The organism is Novosphingobium sp. BL-S-20 (assembly GCF_055521635.1).
On record NZ_CM145493.1, the window covers coordinates 1826426 to 1842724 of the forward strand.

Annotated in this window: 17 protein-coding genes and 3 pseudogenes; 13 read left to right on the forward strand and 7 right to left on the reverse strand. The window is 60.1% G+C overall.

Annotated elements, in window-relative coordinates; all coding sequences use genetic code 11:
* The first annotated feature begins 8 nt into the window (after positions 1-8).
* Positions 9-1439, forward strand: a complete 1431-nt coding sequence (gene fucP, locus ACZ1II_RS07520; protein ID WP_465143787.1) for an L-fucose:H+ symporter permease — start codon at positions 9-11, stop codon at positions 1437-1439.
* A gap of 132 nt (positions 1440-1571) precedes the next feature.
* Here fucP and ACZ1II_RS07525 read toward each other — a convergent pair whose 3' ends face one another.
* From ACZ1II_RS07525 to ACZ1II_RS07535, 3 genes are all read right to left on the reverse strand, one after another.
* Positions 1572-1925: an alpha/beta hydrolase gene (locus tag ACZ1II_RS07525; protein ID WP_465143788.1), complete on the reverse strand. Its 354-nt coding sequence runs from the start codon at positions 1923-1925 to the stop codon at positions 1572-1574.
* On the reverse strand, positions 1922-2188 hold the full coding sequence (locus ACZ1II_RS07530; RefSeq protein WP_465143789.1) for a hypothetical protein: 267 nt from the start codon (positions 2186-2188) through the stop codon (positions 1922-1924). Before ACZ1II_RS07530 ends, ACZ1II_RS07525 begins: the two co-directional genes overlap by 4 nt.
* A gap of 701 nt (positions 2189-2889) precedes the next feature.
* A complete protein-coding gene (locus ACZ1II_RS07535; RefSeq protein ID WP_465143790.1) occupies positions 2890-4017 on the reverse strand; it encodes an IS5 family transposase in 1128 nt (375 codons plus the stop codon).
* A 142-nt stretch (positions 4018-4159) separates the two neighbouring features.
* On the opposite strand from ACZ1II_RS07535, the gene tnpA reads away from it, so the two are divergent.
* The 4 genes from tnpA (at position 4160) to ACZ1II_RS07555 (ending at position 6841) form a co-directional block, all read left to right on the forward strand.
* On the forward strand, positions 4160-4528 hold the full coding sequence (tnpA, locus tag ACZ1II_RS07540) for an IS66-like element accessory protein TnpA (protein ID WP_465143791.1): 369 nt from the start codon (positions 4160-4162) through the stop codon (positions 4526-4528).
* 17 nt (positions 4529-4545) lie between these two features.
* On the forward strand, positions 4546-4872 hold the full coding sequence (tnpB, locus tag ACZ1II_RS07545) for an IS66 family insertion sequence element accessory protein TnpB (RefSeq protein ID WP_465144543.1): 327 nt from the start codon (positions 4546-4548) through the stop codon (positions 4870-4872).
* Positions 4873-4934: 62 nt separating this feature from the next.
* Positions 4935-6545: an IS66 family transposase gene (gene tnpC / locus ACZ1II_RS07550; RefSeq protein ID WP_465143792.1), complete on the forward strand. Its 1611-nt coding sequence runs from the start codon at positions 4935-4937 to the stop codon at positions 6543-6545.
* A complete protein-coding gene (locus ACZ1II_RS07555; protein ID WP_465143793.1) occupies positions 6545-6841 on the forward strand; it encodes a hypothetical protein in 297 nt (98 codons plus the stop codon). The genes tnpC and ACZ1II_RS07555 overlap by 1 nt, the downstream gene beginning before the upstream one ends.
* Before the next feature lie 81 nt (positions 6842-6922).
* Here the strand turns inward: ACZ1II_RS07555 and ACZ1II_RS07560 are convergent, their stop codons facing one another.
* Positions 6923-7192: a FecR/PupR family sigma factor regulator gene (locus ACZ1II_RS07560; protein WP_465143794.1), complete on the reverse strand. Its 270-nt coding sequence runs from the start codon at positions 7190-7192 to the stop codon at positions 6923-6925.
* A gap of 938 nt (positions 7193-8130) precedes the next feature.
* On the opposite strand from ACZ1II_RS07560, the pseudogene infA reads away from it, so the two are divergent.
* The 8 genes and pseudogenes from infA (at position 8131) to istB (ending at position 12281) form a co-directional block, all read left to right on the forward strand.
* Positions 8131-8398: pseudogene (gene infA / locus ACZ1II_RS07565) on the forward strand (translation initiation factor IF-1).
* 55 nt (positions 8399-8453) lie between these two features.
* Positions 8454-8597 carry a hypothetical protein gene (locus tag ACZ1II_RS07570; protein WP_465143795.1) on the forward strand — a complete coding sequence of 48 codons (144 nt, stop codon included), beginning with the start codon at positions 8454-8456 and terminating at the stop codon, positions 8595-8597.
* Positions 8598-8654: 57 nt separating this feature from the next.
* Complete coding sequence (locus tag ACZ1II_RS07575; RefSeq protein ID WP_465143796.1) at positions 8655-8855, forward strand: hypothetical protein; 201 nt, start codon at positions 8655-8657, stop codon at positions 8853-8855.
* 195 nt (positions 8856-9050) lie between these two features.
* The gene (locus tag ACZ1II_RS07580) at positions 9051-9260 is read left to right on the forward strand and encodes a cold-shock protein (protein ID WP_465143797.1); all 210 of its coding nucleotides are present in this window, start codon (positions 9051-9053) and stop codon (positions 9258-9260) included.
* A 79-nt stretch (positions 9261-9339) separates the two neighbouring features.
* The gene (locus tag ACZ1II_RS07585; protein WP_465143798.1) at positions 9340-9552 is read left to right on the forward strand and encodes a hypothetical protein; all 213 of its coding nucleotides are present in this window, start codon (positions 9340-9342) and stop codon (positions 9550-9552) included.
* Positions 9549-9806 (forward strand): hypothetical protein, encoded by a 258-nt coding sequence (locus ACZ1II_RS07590; RefSeq protein ID WP_465143799.1) that lies wholly within the window; start codon positions 9549-9551, stop codon positions 9804-9806. The genes ACZ1II_RS07585 and ACZ1II_RS07590 overlap by 4 nt, the downstream gene beginning before the upstream one ends.
* Before the next feature lie 185 nt (positions 9807-9991).
* Positions 9992-11512 (forward strand): IS21 family transposase, encoded by a 1521-nt coding sequence (gene istA / locus ACZ1II_RS07595; RefSeq protein ID WP_465143800.1) that lies wholly within the window; start codon positions 9992-9994, stop codon positions 11510-11512.
* The gene (istB, locus tag ACZ1II_RS07600; RefSeq protein ID WP_132470100.1) at positions 11502-12281 is read left to right on the forward strand and encodes an IS21-like element helper ATPase IstB; all 780 of its coding nucleotides are present in this window, start codon (positions 11502-11504) and stop codon (positions 12279-12281) included. Before istA ends, istB begins: the two co-directional genes overlap by 11 nt.
* A gap of 82 nt (positions 12282-12363) precedes the next feature.
* Here istB and ACZ1II_RS07605 read toward each other — a convergent pair.
* The 3 genes and pseudogenes from ACZ1II_RS07605 to ACZ1II_RS07615 all read right to left on the reverse strand — a co-directional run.
* Positions 12364-12771, reverse strand: a pseudogene (locus ACZ1II_RS07605) (IS1634 family transposase); the annotation flags it as partial.
* A gap of 130 nt (positions 12772-12901) precedes the next feature.
* A pseudogene (locus ACZ1II_RS07610) lies at positions 12902-14041 on the reverse strand (IS3 family transposase).
* Between the two features lie 361 nt (positions 14042-14402).
* Positions 14403-16049, reverse strand: a complete 1647-nt coding sequence (locus ACZ1II_RS07615) for an IS1634 family transposase (protein WP_465144544.1) — start codon at positions 16047-16049, stop codon at positions 14403-14405.
* Positions 16050-16299: the final 250 nt, after the last annotated feature.

A 16299-nucleotide genomic window follows, 5' to 3' on the forward strand; every position in this document is an offset into this window, starting at 1 on the left:
TATCGTATTTGACAGCACTTTTGATATGTGAAAGTTATCAAGTCATCGGCAGTGGTGCAACCGATAATGTCGAAAGCATTGTCTTTGTCTCTCTGCCGCAACAGGATGCGCATGGGAGAGAGGTGCGTATGGTCATGACAATGCCGCCCGCGTCGCTGGGCGAAGCCGTTCCGGCCGAAGATCGGGAAAGCCTGCCGCAAGGTAACGGCCGTTTCGTGACACCGGGGTTCAGGGCCGGGTTCATTCTGGTCACGAGCGTGTTCTTTGCGTGGGCGCTGGCGAATAACCTCAACGACATTCTGATTCGCCAGTTTCAGAAAGCTCTCGCGCTTTCGCGCGCGGAAGCCGGGTTCATCCAGTTCGTGTTCTACCTGGCCTACTTTTTCTGGGCCTTGCCCGCCGGGCTGCTTCTGCGCCGCTTCGGGTATCGCATGGGCCTTCTGCTGGGCCTGGCACTCTATGCGACCGGCGCCCTGCTGTTCTACCCGGCCGCCGAACTGCACCGCTATGACGGCTTCCTGCTCGCGCTGTTCGTGCTGGCCTCCGGCGCGGCATTCCTCGAAACGGCCGCAAACCCCTTCATCGCCCGCTTCGGCGATCCCGACCGCGCATCGCAGCGGCTGACCATGGCCCAGGCATTCAACGGGCTCGGCGCAGTCGTCGCACCGGTCGTCGGCGGCCTCTTCATCTTCTCGGGCATCGAGCACAGCGCGCTGGACATCGCCCGCATGTCCGCGACGGAACTGCAAAGCTACCGATTATCCGAAGCGGCCATGGTGCAGGCGCCCTACTTGTGCCTGGCCCTGTTCGTGATGGTTCTCGGCCTGGCCATCTCCCGCGTGCGCCTGCCGACCATTCCGCGCGAGGTCGATGCCGCCTCGGGATCGCTCGCAGGCGTCCTGCGCCATCGCCAGCTTCGCGGCGCGGTAATCGCCCAGTTTTTCTACGTTGGCGCGCAAGTTGGAATCTGGAGCTACTTCGTCGATTTCGTGAAGCATCTTGCCCCGCAAACTCCGGAGAAGACGGCCTCCTTCCTCCTTTCGGCCAGCTTGCTTCTCTTCATGCTCGGCCGCTTCGCCGGGGCCGCGATCATGCAGCGGATCAAGCCGACGCGGCTACTGGGAGCATTTGCCGCTGCCAACGTCGTGCTCACGCTGCTCGCCATGGTTTTGCCCGGATATGGAGCCATAGCCGCGCTGGCGCTGACCAGCCTCTTCATGTCGATCATGTTCCCAACCATCTTCGCGCTGGGAATCCGCGATCTGGGCGAAGGTACGGCGCTGGGATCGTCGCTCATCATCATGGCCATCATCGGCGGCGCCGTATTCCCGCCGCTCATGGGCCTGCTGAGCGAACTGCTCGACTTGCAGGCGGCCATGAGCCTGCCGCTCCTGTGCTTTTGTGCGATAGGGTTTTTCGCGAAGAGAGCGAGAGATTAGAGTATTTCCCAATCGGGTAACATCACCCGATGACTCGGAAAATCCGCCAAATCGGAAGCCTGGAGCAGTTGACCCGATGCACTTCGGAAACTGCTCCAAAGCGTAAACTCGTAAATCGCACTATCGGTCGGTCTATTTTTTGGAAGGAATGAAGCCTTGCATGCTCAGCCATGCAGTGAATTCATCGATCAGCAGAGTCGTGGTCGTGTTCGGCTTGCCGAGACCGAATCCATGGCTGCCTTGCTGGTAGCCGTGTATTTCGACCGGTCGCTTTGCCGCCTGCCAGGCCTGGGCGATAGGGAAACCCATTGATGGGAAAAGCGGGTCGTCCAACGCAATGGCATCGAACATCGGCGGCGCATCCGCAGGAACCTCGATCCGCGCCTGCGGACCATAGATATAACCGAAGAAAGCCGGTCGCGCGCCTGGCTTCGCCGCCGGAACAGCCTGCAACGACGTCATGGCTCCGGCCGAAAACCCGATCATGCCGACGCGCGATGGATCGATGTTCCACGGGCCGCGTTCTCGCGGACCATGGCCAAGGCGGCAAGGCCGTCTTCCGTCGCCAAGGGATTGGCAAGCACCGGCATTTTCGTGGGGTCCGGCAAACCGTCCGCCATCTTGGCCCAGATGTATTTACCGGCTTCCTTTTCGTCTGCCGGAGTCGGCAGGAGCCGATACTTCAGGACAAATGCCGCAATCCCGCGCTGGGCGAGGGCATGGGCGACTTCCCACCCCTCGTGAGTCATGGACAAGGCCATGACAGCGCCGCCGGGTGCGACGACGACCGCAGCTCCTGTCGCCTTCTCCGGATCGGGGAGGACAGGGGTAAGGGTCGGTCGGTCACGTTTCGAACCGAGTAATCCTTGCCGAAATAGCGGGACCAGACTTCGGTGTCGCTCCTGCCGGGGGTTTTCGCACCATAGAGCGGCATGGCGGTCGGTTCGGCCGGCGCACTTGCAGGCTCCGGGGTCGGATAGTCAGCAGGCTGTGCCGCGACGCCTTGGGATACTACAAAAGCCCAGCCGCAAGTGCAAAGACACCGATCCTGCCGATCATACGTAGAGCCTCCCTGTATTTGTCATCGTTCGGATCTTGATGGCATCACTGGGCAAGGGGGGCAAATAGGTCGTGTCCCGCGGGGTGGTGTAGGAAGGTTTCCCTGAGAGGGTGGCCACCGTCGATCTTCTGGTAGGGTTCGGATGCGAACTCGAACCTGGAGAAGAAGACGATGACCGAGGACAGAATGGCCCTTGTTGAGCTGATTGAGCAAGGGGCTGATAGCGATTTGGTGCGCGAGATGCTGGCTTATCAGGTCGCGGAAAAAGGCGCCCCATAATCACCAACGCCCCTAACCTCGAAGTTGCGAGACGAGGGCCTTGGCCATTTCAGTGTGAAATTCAGCGAGACCTGCCTTGTTCGGCCGGTCCTTAGCGAAGGACCGGCAAGGCTAGGCCGCAGCCAGCAGTTTCGGCAGTCTGATGAGGTTGTAGGCGGCAGCGGTGAGCGTGAAGGACCATCCGACGCGATCTTGCCCACGGTGTCGGGTTTTTCGCATGGTGCCGCAGGTTTTCGCCCATCCGAACACTTCCTCGATCCGCTTGCGGATTTTCTGGGAGAGGCCGTAGCCGGGATGTCTTGTCGTACGCCCGTCAATGGCAGAACGGCGATTGGTGTTGTTCTGGGCCACATGCGGGGTGACGTCCATCTCGCGCAATGCCTCGACGAATGCGGCGGTGTCGTAGTTCTTGTCCGCGCCCAGCGTGATCCGATGGCGCCCTTCCATCCGGCCCAGCATGGTCAGTGCGGCCTCGCGTTCGGCGGTGCCGGTGGCGTGAGTGAGGATCGCATCGACAATGAGACCATTGCGGTTCTCCATGAGGACATGGGCCATGTGGCACAGTTTCGCTGCCTGGCCGCGGGCCTTCTTGAATAGTCGGGCATCGGGATCGGTGGTCGATGCATGGGTTGCATTGCTGCGCTTCTCGCCCCGGAAATTGCGTTCGGCATTGCGGCCAGTCGGCCCTGTGCCCTGCTTGTTCTGGCTGGATATCGCCCCGCCATCACCGTCATCGCCGGGGCCGCCTTCATCCTTGGGCCTGAAGCTCTTCACGCTGGCCCACGCTTCGATCAACGTGCCGTCCACAGAGAAATGATCGGCCGACAGGAGAGCCTGTACGCGCTCCTGCCCGACGACGGACGACAGAAACCTGGCGGCGACGTCCCCGGACAGCAACCTCTTGCGGTTCTTGGTGAAGACCGTCACATCCCAGATGGGCGCATCCATCGCCAGGCCGACGAACCAGCGGAAAAGCAGGTTGTAATCCATCTGCTCCATGAGCTGGCGTTCCGAGCGGATCGTATAGAAAGCCTGCAGGAGCAACGCGCGGAGCAGCTTCTCGGGCGGGATCGATGGCCGGCCGATGCGCGAATACATCGCATCGAAATCAGCAGACATCATCCCGAGAGCTTCGTCGACGATCGCACGGATCGCCCGAAGTGGATGGCCCGCCGGAACCCGGGCCTCGCAGCTTACGTAAGAAAACAGCCCTTCGCTCCGGTAATCGCCGCCGCGCATCTTAAATCTTTCAACCTCAGTTGAAGGCGTCTGAATCGTAACCGTCCGATTGGGACCGCCTGCCTGATGGAGCGATAATCTCTTAAGAGACGGTCATAGCGACGTCGCTAACGACGTCTCTTGATCGGGGATTGCGATGAGGGTGGAGATACTGGGTCAGGAACGTCGGCGCCGGTGGACGGATCAGCAGCGGCTGGAGATCATTGGTGCCGTTGGCGTGAATGGCGCTACACTGACAGAGGTGGCGCAGCGCCACGATGTAACCCGACAACAGATTTATACTTGGCGGTATGATTTGAAGAAGCGCGGGCTCTTGGGAGCCGCCCCCGAGCCTGTCTTTCTTCCCCTGGACTTGCCTGCCGTTCAAGCCCCTGAAGTTGCTTACAACCCTGGCCCAGGCGCGACGTCCATGGTTGAGCTGCGCTTGACGAAAGGCCGGACTTTGCGCTTTGGAAGCGACATCGAGGTCATCTCCCTGGCACGGCTCATCCGCTGCGTGGAGGCGGCGTGATCGGGCCGGGAACTGGCGTGCGGGTTTATTTGGCCTGCGGCGTCACTGATATGCGCAAAGGCATCTCTGGCCTTGGTCAGCTGGCCCAGACGGTACTGCGACAGAAACCGACAAGCGGGGCGGTGTTCGCTTTTCGAGGACGTCGCGGCGACAGAGTGAAACTCCTGTACTGGGATGGGCAGGGATTTTGCCTGTACTACAAGGTCTTGCAGCGTGGCCGTTTTCCTTGGCCTTCCGCTGCAGACGGGACGGCGCGGTTGACCTCGGCCCAGCTCGCGATGCTTTGGGAAGGCATCGACTGGAGGCGTCCAAATTGGGGCGCGCCGCCTGCCCAGGTGGGCTGATTTTTGTTTCTGAATCTACCTGTTTTCATGGATATTCCTGCCCTTGGCTGGTAAGCGGGATCATGCTGAGCGCGGCGCAAAATCTTCCCGAAGACCCAGCTTTGCTGAAGGCGATAATCGCCGACTTGCAGGCGGAAAACGCGAAGCTGGCGGCAACGGTCCGTGCACATGATCTGGTGGTTCAGGCCCTGCGTCTGCGCATTGCCAAACTGAAGAAACAGGCCTTCGGCAAATCCTCGGAAAAGATCGAACGCGAGATCGAGCAGCTGGAACTGGCCCTAGAGGACATTCTGGTCGCCGCGGCACAAACCGTCGCGTTACCGAGTGATGTCGAAGAGGATGAGGCCACTGCGCACGTAGACAGTGCACGGGCCATGGCCCGGCGCCCGCGCGTTGCGCCTGACACCCCGCGCGAGCGAAAAGAACTCGACCCGGGCAGCGCTTGTCCCGATTGCGGGGGCGAGTTACGCCTCGTCGGCGAGGACGTGAGCGAAATCATCGAAATGATTACCGCTAAGCTGAAGGTGATCGAGGTCGCGCGGCCGAAGAAGTCCTGCCGCTGCTGTGAGAAAATGGTGCAGGTGCCGGCTCCGAGCCGCCCGATCCCCGGCAGCATGGCCGGAAGCAGCCTGCTTGCCTACGTGCTCGTCTCAAAGTTCGACGATCACTTGCCGCTGTACCGGCAGAACGAAATCCTTGCCCGCATGGGCGCTGACATTCCCCGCAGCACGCTGGCTGACTGGTGCGGCAAGGCGATGCGAAGCCTGCAGCCCTTGATCGAGCGTATTGAGGCATCGGTCCTGGCCAGCACCGTCATCCACGCCGATGATACACCGATCCAGGTGCTGGATCACACAAGGCGGGCCAAGGGGCTCGGTAAGGGCGTGAAGCAAGGCAGGATCTGGGGTTATGTCTGCGATCAGCGCCCGTGGAACGGGCCGGCACCGCCGGGTGTGGTCTATCGCTTTGCCCCCAACTGGAAGGCGGAGCACGTGCAAAACCACCTTTGCAATGCGAGCGGCATTCTCCAGGCCGACGCCTACAAGGGATATGCGAAGCTATATGAGCCCGGCGCAGACGGCGAACCGCGCTTCCGGGAAGCTGCCTGCTTCGCCCATTGGCGGCGTGACTTCCACGACATCTGGAAAGCGAACAAATCCCCAATAGCGCGAGAAGCCCTCGATCGCATCGGCCAGTTGTACGACATCGAACGCGAAATCGCCGGGAAACCTGCCGATGTTCGGCGTGCCGTCCGCCAGGAGCATAGCAAACCCAAACTCGAGGCGTTGCGCGCCTGGGCCGAGCAGCAACTCACCCGAATCCCCGTCAAGGGCGACCTAGCCAACGCCATTCGGTATGGCTTGGGGCGCTGGCAAGCCTTCTCATTGTTCACCGAGGATGGGCGTGTCGCCATTGATAACAATGCCGCTGAGCGAGCCGTGAGACCTATTGGTCTGGGAAGACGCAACTGGCTCTTCGCCGGCTCCGAAGCAGGCGCTGAAACCCTGGCACGGGCCATGACGCTTATTGAAAGTGCCAAGATGAACGGTCTGGACCCGCAGGCTTATCTCGCCGACGTGCTCGGCCGTATCCACGATCATAAGATCAACCGGATCGACGAATTGCTGCCTTGGAAATGGGTGCCCTTGGTACCGTTGGCAGAGGTAGCCTGATGGCCACGATCACCCATGTGCACACACTGGCCTATGCTGCCGAAATGCTCGGCGAGGATGTGGAGCTGTTGCAAGCCATCATCTGGAGCGGCGACAATCTGACATACGGCAGCATCATCAGCGTTTACACTGGCCCCGATGAGACCATTACGGCGCTCACCGACGATGGCGTCGACGAATTGTCAGATATGCTTCGAGAAGCACGCCGCACCACCCAGACCTGGCACGGCTTCCTCGATGACTTCGTTGACGATCACGAACTCGCCACTCGCTTCAAGGCCCAACCACCGCGGTAACAATCGGACGGTTACTCTGAATCACCTCAAGCGGCCCAAGGAAAGTGCCTTTTTCCGCAACCTGTTAGGGCGACTTCATGGCTAGATATTCGCAATGTCAGCATTGGCCGGTCGCAAAGGATTACGCTTCTCTGATGCTAGGAAGCGGGCCGCCGCAAATATCTCTCCGGCGCGCTCGTACGCGGCTTGATTGAAGGGATGGCTTCCCCTCCAACGTTCAAATTCGGACCTGAAACTCGTCGAGTTCGGTCCTCGCATGCGGGCGAACCAGATTGCTGCACGCTCCATTAGTTCGGCGGACAATTTGACGCGGACCTCGTTGGGTGGCTTAGCCATGCGGATGTACCTCATTTCGATCTGCTCAGCGTCCCGCGGCTCAAATTCGATGCAGATGAGAGATAAGATAAAGGCTCGTTTTCTGGGAAGATGCAACCCCTAAAAACGGTCCCGCAGTTCGCCTGATAAAGTGCGCGCCAGCCCCGGTGGGTAATGTAGGCCGCCATATGACCCTGTATCAGAGTTGAAGGGGCCCACGCGCCTTAACCTCGCAATCTCGGATTCTGCTCCGAATACGCGAGGTCGACATTGAGCTGTCCGGGGCCCTTGTAGCCAGCGCTGTCTGAATTGGGCAGCGTAGTAGTCAAACCCCTGCCCTGCGCTCTCAAACCAAAAGCCGACAGAGCGGTCACTCGATGCCCCGTCCGATCATCCTGGAAGCCGCCCTCCGTTAACCGAAGTGTGAGCGAACGTGAACGACCTGCATTGGCCGGTTCCTGAATGTCGGGTTCGGAGCGACGGAGGCAAGCTAGCTGCCGGCCCTTGACGGGGCGCGCCATCAGCTGGCCTCGAGCAATTTGCGCCGTTGCAGTGCAGCACGGCGGAAGGCCTGTTTTGGCAGGCGGTGGCAATTGTCATTGCGGCAACGCGTTCGTACACACCGGTCGGCAGGTGATTGGGCATGGCGGCATATAAAGCCTACGGAGTTTTGGCCGCAGCGGCCACAGAGCCGCGGTTTCAGCTCTTCATCGCCATCCTGATTTGGTTGTTGTAGCGAGTGCGATGCGACCAGAAAAAGATGGTATGAATGTTAAGCTATGAAAGCTCTTTCAAACCTGTTGTCACAGACAGCTTGCAATTTTTGAACATTGCATTATATGGAAATTGCTTAACGTCGTTTGCGACGGAATTTGATAGCCGCTTCGTCGGCCTGCCTCTTCCCTTTCATTCTGCATGGCTCTGCGTCGGGACACGCCCGGTCGCGGACGGTTATTTGTACGCAAGGAACGGGTTTGGCGGAAGAAGAGCTCATAATTTTGGAAGGCACGATGGATGAGATCCTGCCTGACGGCCGCTTCGGCGTGACGCTAGAGAATGAGCATCGGATCATCGCCTACACGGCAGGTAAAATGCGCCGTTGCCGGATCCGCTCGGTCGTTGGAGACCACGTACACGTGGAAATGACGCCTTATGATCTGACCAAAGGTCGGATCATCTATCGCGAACGGACACCCGGCCCCAGGGCCAGGCTTTGTCCGGCGGCGTATAATCAGGCGCTAACCCGATTTCAAAAGACCGCAGCAAAACCGCTGCGCGCAAGGATACAATGAATTGCATGAATGCCGGTGCCACCAGGCGCCACACCGTCTCACCGCGCAAAAGCGCGGCGCAGAACGAATCCATGGAACGGCACCCGATTTTTGCCGCCATGCTTTCGCCCCTCGAACTGCGACGACTGGTCGCTGCGATGGTCGACTGATCAGAAAAGCCCCTGCGGGAGGCTCGCGGCATGACCGCCCCAAGGAGAATATTTCCCATGGATATCAATAAGGAATACGCCGCTCACCAGCATGCGCTGATGCGTGCCGATCATTCGGCCAGCAAGGATGATCGCCAGGCGCATCTCGCCGAGGCCTCGTTCATCGCTGGCCAGATCAGCGCCTTTCAGCGCGAACTGGGCGCCGCGGCAGCCTGTGCCTGGAGCATGACACGCGTTGCGGCGCCTGCACGCGCCTGACAGCACCGCGCCATGCTGCTGGCGCCCTAATCCTGCTCTCGTTGAAGTTCGACGGGTATCGCCGGTTTGGTTTTCAGGTCTGGGCACTTAGTTTCCGTTCCTGCACGACGACGGCTTCCTTTCAAGTAACGACTTGACGCACGACACCGTCAGCAATCGCTAACGGTCACTTCCGTTTCTTGAAAGGAAACGACCATGACAATCGGAACCGTAAAATTCTTCGACGAAGGCAAGGGCTATGGCTTCATTCAGCCTGATAACGGCGGCAAGGACAGCTTCGTCCACATTTCTGCCGTGCAAGCAGCCGGCTTGGACACGCTGAGCAAGGACCAGCGCGTGTCCTACGAGGTCGAAACCGGCCGCAACGGCAAGGAATCGGCAGTCAATCTCAGCTGCGCCAACTGATCGACGGAGGTACCGGCAATCCGTTGAGGGATACCGGGGCCTCCGATTTCTCTGCACCTCGTACTAGGAGTGGATGTTTATGGCGCTTTCTTATGAATTCCTCACTGAACGTGCGGAACAGGCGGCACAGGAAGCAGCAGGTTCCGTGCTGGAAAACGTGCGGCAACGCGCCTTGCGCTCGGAGACGGCGTGGCGGACGATGGCCAAGCAGGTCCTTGACGTCGCACGCAAACGCGAGCTCGCCGCGCAAGAAAGATCTGTCGCGAGCCAAGGACTCGGTGCTTCGCAATGACAGAAAGCCCCAATCTTACCGAAAAGGTCCTGATTGAGGCTCGCGAGGCGTCGGATGTTTCTGCGATCAATGGGATTGTCAGTCTTGCCAACATCCTACGGAATCGAGGCCTTCTGACGGACGCCGAGACTTCGGCTACATATGAAAGTATGAGCCTGCCGTTCGGGCTTCCGAAATACGCCGAAAACCCAGCCGTTCAAGAGCAGCAGTTGAACCTTGATCGGTTGTTTGCGGTGGTCATGGCGCCGAAGTAGCTGGGGCCAGTCCACATACCCCTTATCGAACAATCGCGCGCAAGATCATTCCATGGTTGGTGCAAGGTTACTTCGTGTTGATTGCCACCGAGAAGTGACCCGGGGGGCGTATAAATTACCATTGAGAATTGACCCATGTTTCCCTCGCCTCCGGCTGCCAGTCGGAGGGTCGTGGAGTGATCAACATGGACTTACTCAGTGTGATCCGCCGGTGGCATTTCCGGCAGAAGATCTCCATTCGGGAGATCAAGAGGCGGACCGGCCTGTCCCGCAATGCCATCCGCAAATATCTGCGTTCTGACGCGATTGAGCCGAACTTCAAGGTTCCGATCCGGCCGAGCAAGCTCGACCCTTACGCCGAGAAGCTGACGGCCTGGTTGCGAGTGGAATCCAAGAAGTCCCGTAAACAAAGGCGGACTGCCAAGCAGTTGCATGCTGATCTGGTCGAGCTGGGATACGATGGCTCTTATAACCGGGTTGCCGCTTTTGCCCGACGATGGCGGACCGAGCTGCAATATGAGCAGCAGACCAGCGGGCGTGGAACATTCGTGCCCCTGGTTTTCCAGCCTGGCGAGGCGTTCCAGTTCGACTGGAGCGAGGACTATGCCGTGCTGGATGGCAAGCCCACGAAGCTGCAGGTCGCTCATACCAAACTGGCGCATAGCCGCGCCTTCATCGTCCGCGCCTATCTGCTCCAGACCCATGAGATGCTGTTCGACGCGCTGACGCAGGCGTTCCGAGTGCTGGGCGGCGTGCCCCAGCGTGGGATCTTCGATAATATGAGGACCGCTGTCGACAAGATCGGGACCGGGAAGGCGCGGCAGGTCAACGCAAGATTTGCCGCCATGGCCAGCCACTATCTGTTCGAGACGGATTTCTGCAATCCGGCTTCTGGTTGGGAGAAGGGTCAGGTCGAGAAGAACGTCCAGGACGCTCGGCGCCGGTTGTGGCAACCGATGCCCAGTTTCCCTGGCCTGGCTGAGCTGAACGCCTGGCTGGAAGAGCAATGCATCGTCCAATGGAGCGATATCCAGCATGGCGTCATGCCCGGCACGGTGGCCGATGCGCATGCCGAGGAAGTTTCCTGCCTGATGCCGCTGGGCCGGCCCTTCGATGGCTTTGTCGAGCAGATCAAGCGCGTGTCGCCGACCTGCCTCATCGCCTTTGACCGCAACCGCTACTCGGTACCTGCCTCCTTCGCGAACCGACCGGTCAGCCTGCGGATCTACCCTGATCGTCTGGTCATAGCGGCCGAAGGCCAGATCGTGTGCGAACATGCCCGGCTCATCGAGCGCTCTCATCACAAGCCGGGACGCACAATCTATGACTGGCGGCATTATCTGGCGGTAATCCAGCGCAAGCCCGGCGCCTTGCGTAATGGCGCCCCCTTCCTCGAGATGCCCGAAGCCTTCCGGCAGTTACAGGGCCATCTGCTCAAGCGCCCTGGTGGCGACAGGGAGATGGTCGAGATACTTTCTCTCGTTCTGCATCACGACGAACAGGCTGTGTTGAGCGCGGTCGAGTTGGCTTTGGAGGCCGGTGTCGCCACCAAGACCCACGTTCTCAACGTGTTACATCGCCTCATCGACGGCAAGGCGCCTCCAGCTTCGCCGATCGATGCGCCTCAGGCCCTGCGCCTGACGCAGGAGCCCGAGGCCAATGTCGTTCGCTATGACAGGCTGAGGGATATCCGCCATGCGTCATGACCCCGCCAGCGCCGCGGTCGTCGTCATGCTGCGCAGCCTCAAGATGTTCGGCATGGCTCAGGCCGCCGACGAACTGATCGAGCAGGGCGCGCCTGCCTTCGATGCTGCCGTGCCGATGCTCGCTGGACTCCTGAAGGCAGAGATGGCCGAACGCGAGGTCAGGTCCATCGCCTATCAAATCAAGGCGGCCCGCTTCCCGGCCTATAAGGATCTGGCTGGCTTCGACTTTGCTGCCAGTGAGATAAACGAAGCCCTCGTGCGCCAGCTTCATCAGGGCGACTTCATGGAAAACGCCGACAATGTCGTGCTGATTGGCGGGCCCGGAACCGGCAAGAGCCATATCGCAACTGCGCTGGGCGTCCAGGCCGTCGAGCATCACCGCAAGAAGGTCCGCTTCTTCTCCACGGTCGATTTGGTCAATGCGCTTGAGCAGGAAAAGACCATGAACCGATCCGGCCAGCTGGCAGAACGCCTGCTACGTCTCGACCTGCTCATCCTCGACGAGCTGGGTTATCTGCCCTTCAGTCCATCGGGCGGAGCCATGCTCTTCCATCTGCTCAGCAAGCTGTACGAGCGCACCAGCGTCGTCATCACCACCAACCTAAGCTTCAGCGAATGGGCTGGCGTGTTCGGCGATGCCAAGATGACCACCGCGTTGCTCGATCGGCTAACCCACCACTGCCACATCCTGGAAACCGGAAACGACAGCTTCCGCTTCCGTGCCAGCACCGCTGCGCCAAAAGCCAGAAAGGAGAAGCCAGCATCTTGAACCTGCCGGGATACGGCAGCACATAACCCATACCCACCCGGGTCAATTCTCAATGGAAACCCCGGGTCACTTCTCAGTGGCAATCAACAGCGTAGCTCTCCATCCAGTCCAGGCAGGCTCGGTCCGAGCCGGAGACGAACAGGCGGTGCAGTGTGGCGACGAATACGGCGCGCTCCACGGCAAAGCCGAACTGGCGGCCTTCCAGCACCTCTTCCAGTACCGCATCGACACCAAGCCGCTGCCACAGGCGCCCGAACAGCAACGGGCCGCCAATCCTGCGAGCTGCGATCCGGCCTGCATCGATATCGGACAGAATGACGCTGCGTTCGGCGTGGCGGGCAATCGAGGCGGCCAGCCTGTCGAGTTCACCACTCGCGGCCAGCACATCCTTGCGGCCCAGAGCCTTGATCGTGCGCTGACGGACGGTTTTGCCCTCGCGCACACTCTCGACCAGGTAAAGATAGCGGTGCCCGCGAGAGAGGTGGCCCAGTTAGGCTGAACAGCATTTGGCCACGGATAAGTGGGTCGTCTGCGGGTTGTCGTTTTCATATGCCGGCGGTGGGTGTCATGGAAGAAGGGCGTAGCCCGACTGGAATGAGGCCCACCGCCGGCGGCCAAAGTCATGCTGCCATTGTCGTGGGCAGATTGTCAAAATAGGTTTGGTCGGGCGTTCTGGCGGCCAGGCTGGAATGTGGTCGCTTCTCATTGTAAAAGCGCAAATATCGGCCAATTCCCGCCCGCGCTTCGCTGACCGTGGCATAGGCCTTGAGATAGACTTCCTCATATTTCACCGACCGCCATAGGCGCTCGACCACGACATTGTCGCGCCAGGCGCCCCTGCCGTCCATGCTTATGGCGATCTTCTCGCGCAGCAGCACGCTGGTGAAGGCCATGCTGGTAAATTGGCTGCCCTGATCCGTGTTAAAAATTTCGGGCCTGCCGTAGCGGGCGATCGCTTCCACCAGCGCCTCGACGCAGAAGTCAGCCTCCATCGTGATCGACACGCGGTGGCTCAGGACCTTGCGGCTGAACCAGTCGACAATGGCCACTAGATAGACGAAGCCTCTGGCCATGGGGATGTAGCTAATGTCAGTTGCCCACACCTGATTGGGCCGCGTGATCGGCAATTTCCGCAGCAAATACGGATAGATCCTTGTGCCCAGGCGCGGGCTTGGATGTGTTGGGCCGGCGATAGATCGCCTCGATCGCCATCCTCTTCATCAAGGTGGCGACGTGGCAGCGGCCGATCGCGGTGCCCTCTTGGCGCAGCAGGTCGCGCAGCATCCGGCTGCCCGCAAACGGGTATTCCAGATGCAATTCATCCATACGCCGCATGATGCCCAGGTCGGTGGCAGACACGGGCGCTGGCAGGTAATACACGCTGCTCCGGCTGATCCCCAGCTCCCGAGCCTGACGCGCCACCGGCAGGCTGTGTGACCGATCGATCATCGCTTTGCGCTCGGCAACAGACCCGCTTTGCCGAGCGCGCCTGCCAAAAAATCATTCGCCAGCGTCAGTTCACCGATCTTGGCATGCAGCGTTTTGACATCGACAGTGGGCTCGGCGTTCTCTGCGGCACTCTCGCCACCAAACACGCCCGCTGCCCCTTCCAGCAACTGGGCGCGCCACGTGGTTATCTGGTTGGCATGGACATCAAACTGCTGCGCCAGTTCGGCCAGCGTCTTCTCGCCCTTCAAGGCAGCCAAAGCCACCTTCGCCTTGAACGCCGGGCTGTGATTGCGGCGGGGACGTCTGCTCATCTCTGCTCCTGTCTGGCGGCCAACATGGCCCCCGTCAGGCAGAAAATCCACTTATCACGCTGTCCAGTTTCTCCAGGCCACCTCTCTGGCCCTGTCCGAAGATGACATCGAGTGCCTTCGCGATTTGCTCGGCGAGCATAAACGCGATCACCAGTAACGCGCGGTCTTCACCGAATGCCTACTCCCGTAATGATGTGGAGATGCTTCATAGCCGCCTCTCACATGTGCTCAACGACGGACTCGCGTAAGCATAGCCCAACTTGAACAGTGCGTTTCGAAAATGTATTTTTGTTCAATGACATGCGCGCGCAGGCGCAAGTGTTACCACTACATTTTTGGGGTCGGTTGAGTTTGCAGAGGCTCAGGTTTGCGGTGGCAACTCGCTGATATTGGCCGGCAGCGCGATGCCGGTTGCCTTGAAGACATTCCCCACCTGGCCCGAGACGTGGGTACGGGTGGTAATGACCTTGCCGTCCTTTTCGATGGTGGCTTCCTGAAGACGATCGAGATCGTTGAGGAGCGGCTGCCATTCGGGCTGGAAGCCCTTTTCCTGACAAAGACGGGTGAGTTCCTTGGCCAGCGTCAGAGCGAGGAACGAGACAAACACATGGCCGCGGATAGCGGCATCGGACTGATGGAAGATGGGACGGGTATCGAAGCTCGCCTTGGCGACGCGGAACAGGGCTTCGACCTGAAGCAGGTCACGGTAGCGGATGGCCGCCTGCAGCGGGGTGATCCGGGCATTGGTGCGCAGCACGCTGATACCATCGTAGCGGGCCTCGTCAGCAAGCTTGCCCATGTCGATCTCGAAGGTCTTGCCGCTGGCCTTGAGATAGCGGCGATAAGCTGAGTTACCAACCAGGGCCTTGTCACCCTTCTTCAGCTGGGTCTGGAGGCCATCGATGATCGCTTGCCGATCGGCTTTGTCCTTCCTTGCCTCAGCTTCGTTGAGTGTGACGACATAGCGCTGGGCATCTGCGCCTTTGCCAACGCGCACTTCCTTGATCCACAGCTGAGTGTCTCCTGCCTGCCGCTCGAGAACCAGGGGCACCATCGGGGCCGTGTCGTTCAGCACGACATCGCGGATGACGCTGCTGGTGCGCTCTCGCGCACCCAGGATGTATTCCATGCCCAGCTCTTCAAGGGCGGCGATCGTATCGGCGCTGATCATGCCGCGATCGGCCACAACGCACGAGCGGGTGATGCCGAAGCGGGTGCGCAGGCGCGTGACGATGGGCATGAGCACCTTCACGTCAGCCGTGTTGCCCGGGACCATCTCGGTACAGATCGGACGCCCCTGGGCGTCGATCACGACGGCCAGGATCAGCTGGGCAAGCTCGGGCCGGTGGTCCTTGGAATAACCGCGCCGTCCCAGCGTGTCGCCGCCGGCGCCGTAGAACGAGAGCGACGTCGTATCCATGAATACAAGACTGAGGTCGGTGAACAGGTCTCGGCGGCGATCGAACAGCTTCTCCTCGATCACGTCTTTCACGCAGCGAGGTGCCAATCCCCCTTCTGCCTTCTCCTCGATCTCCTCGCCGAGCCAGGCCATGGCGCGATAGAAGTGATGGAGGGCAAGATCCTCGCTGCCGTCGATGGCGTAGCTCTCCATCCAGTCCAGGCAGGCTCGGTCCGAGCCGGAGACGAACAGGCGGTGCAGTGTGGCGACGAATACGGCGCGCTCCACGGCAAAGCCGAACTGGCGGCCTTCCAGCACCTCTTCCAGTACCGCATCGACACCAAGCCGCTGCCACAGGCGCCCGAACAGCAACGGGCCGCCAATCCTGCGAGCTGCGATCCGGCCTGCATCGATATCGGACAGAATGACGCTGCGTTCGGCGTGGCGGGCAATCGAGGCGGCCAGCCTGTCGAGTTCACCACTCGCGGCCAGCACATCCTTGCGGCCCAGAGCCTTGATCGTGCGCTGACGGACGGTTTTGCCCTCGCGCACACTCTCGACCAGGTAAAGATAGCGGTGCCCGCGAGCGACTCGTTCGACGACATACATGGTCAGGTTGTTACTACCTGCACCTGTGAAGATAAACCAAACCACCAGTCACAGGCGAAATGTTGTTAGCACACCCCATTTTGCCGCCAAATCCACTACCAGCAAAATCAGCTACTTAACGCCTGACGTTCCCCGCATGTTCTGCCAGCACTGTTCAACTTGGGCATAGCCTGGTTTCAATCGCAACGCGTGCGCCGTGAAGGCGACATTCAGCGCTGGGTAGCTTTGTGCTGGTGGGGAAGTGTTTTGG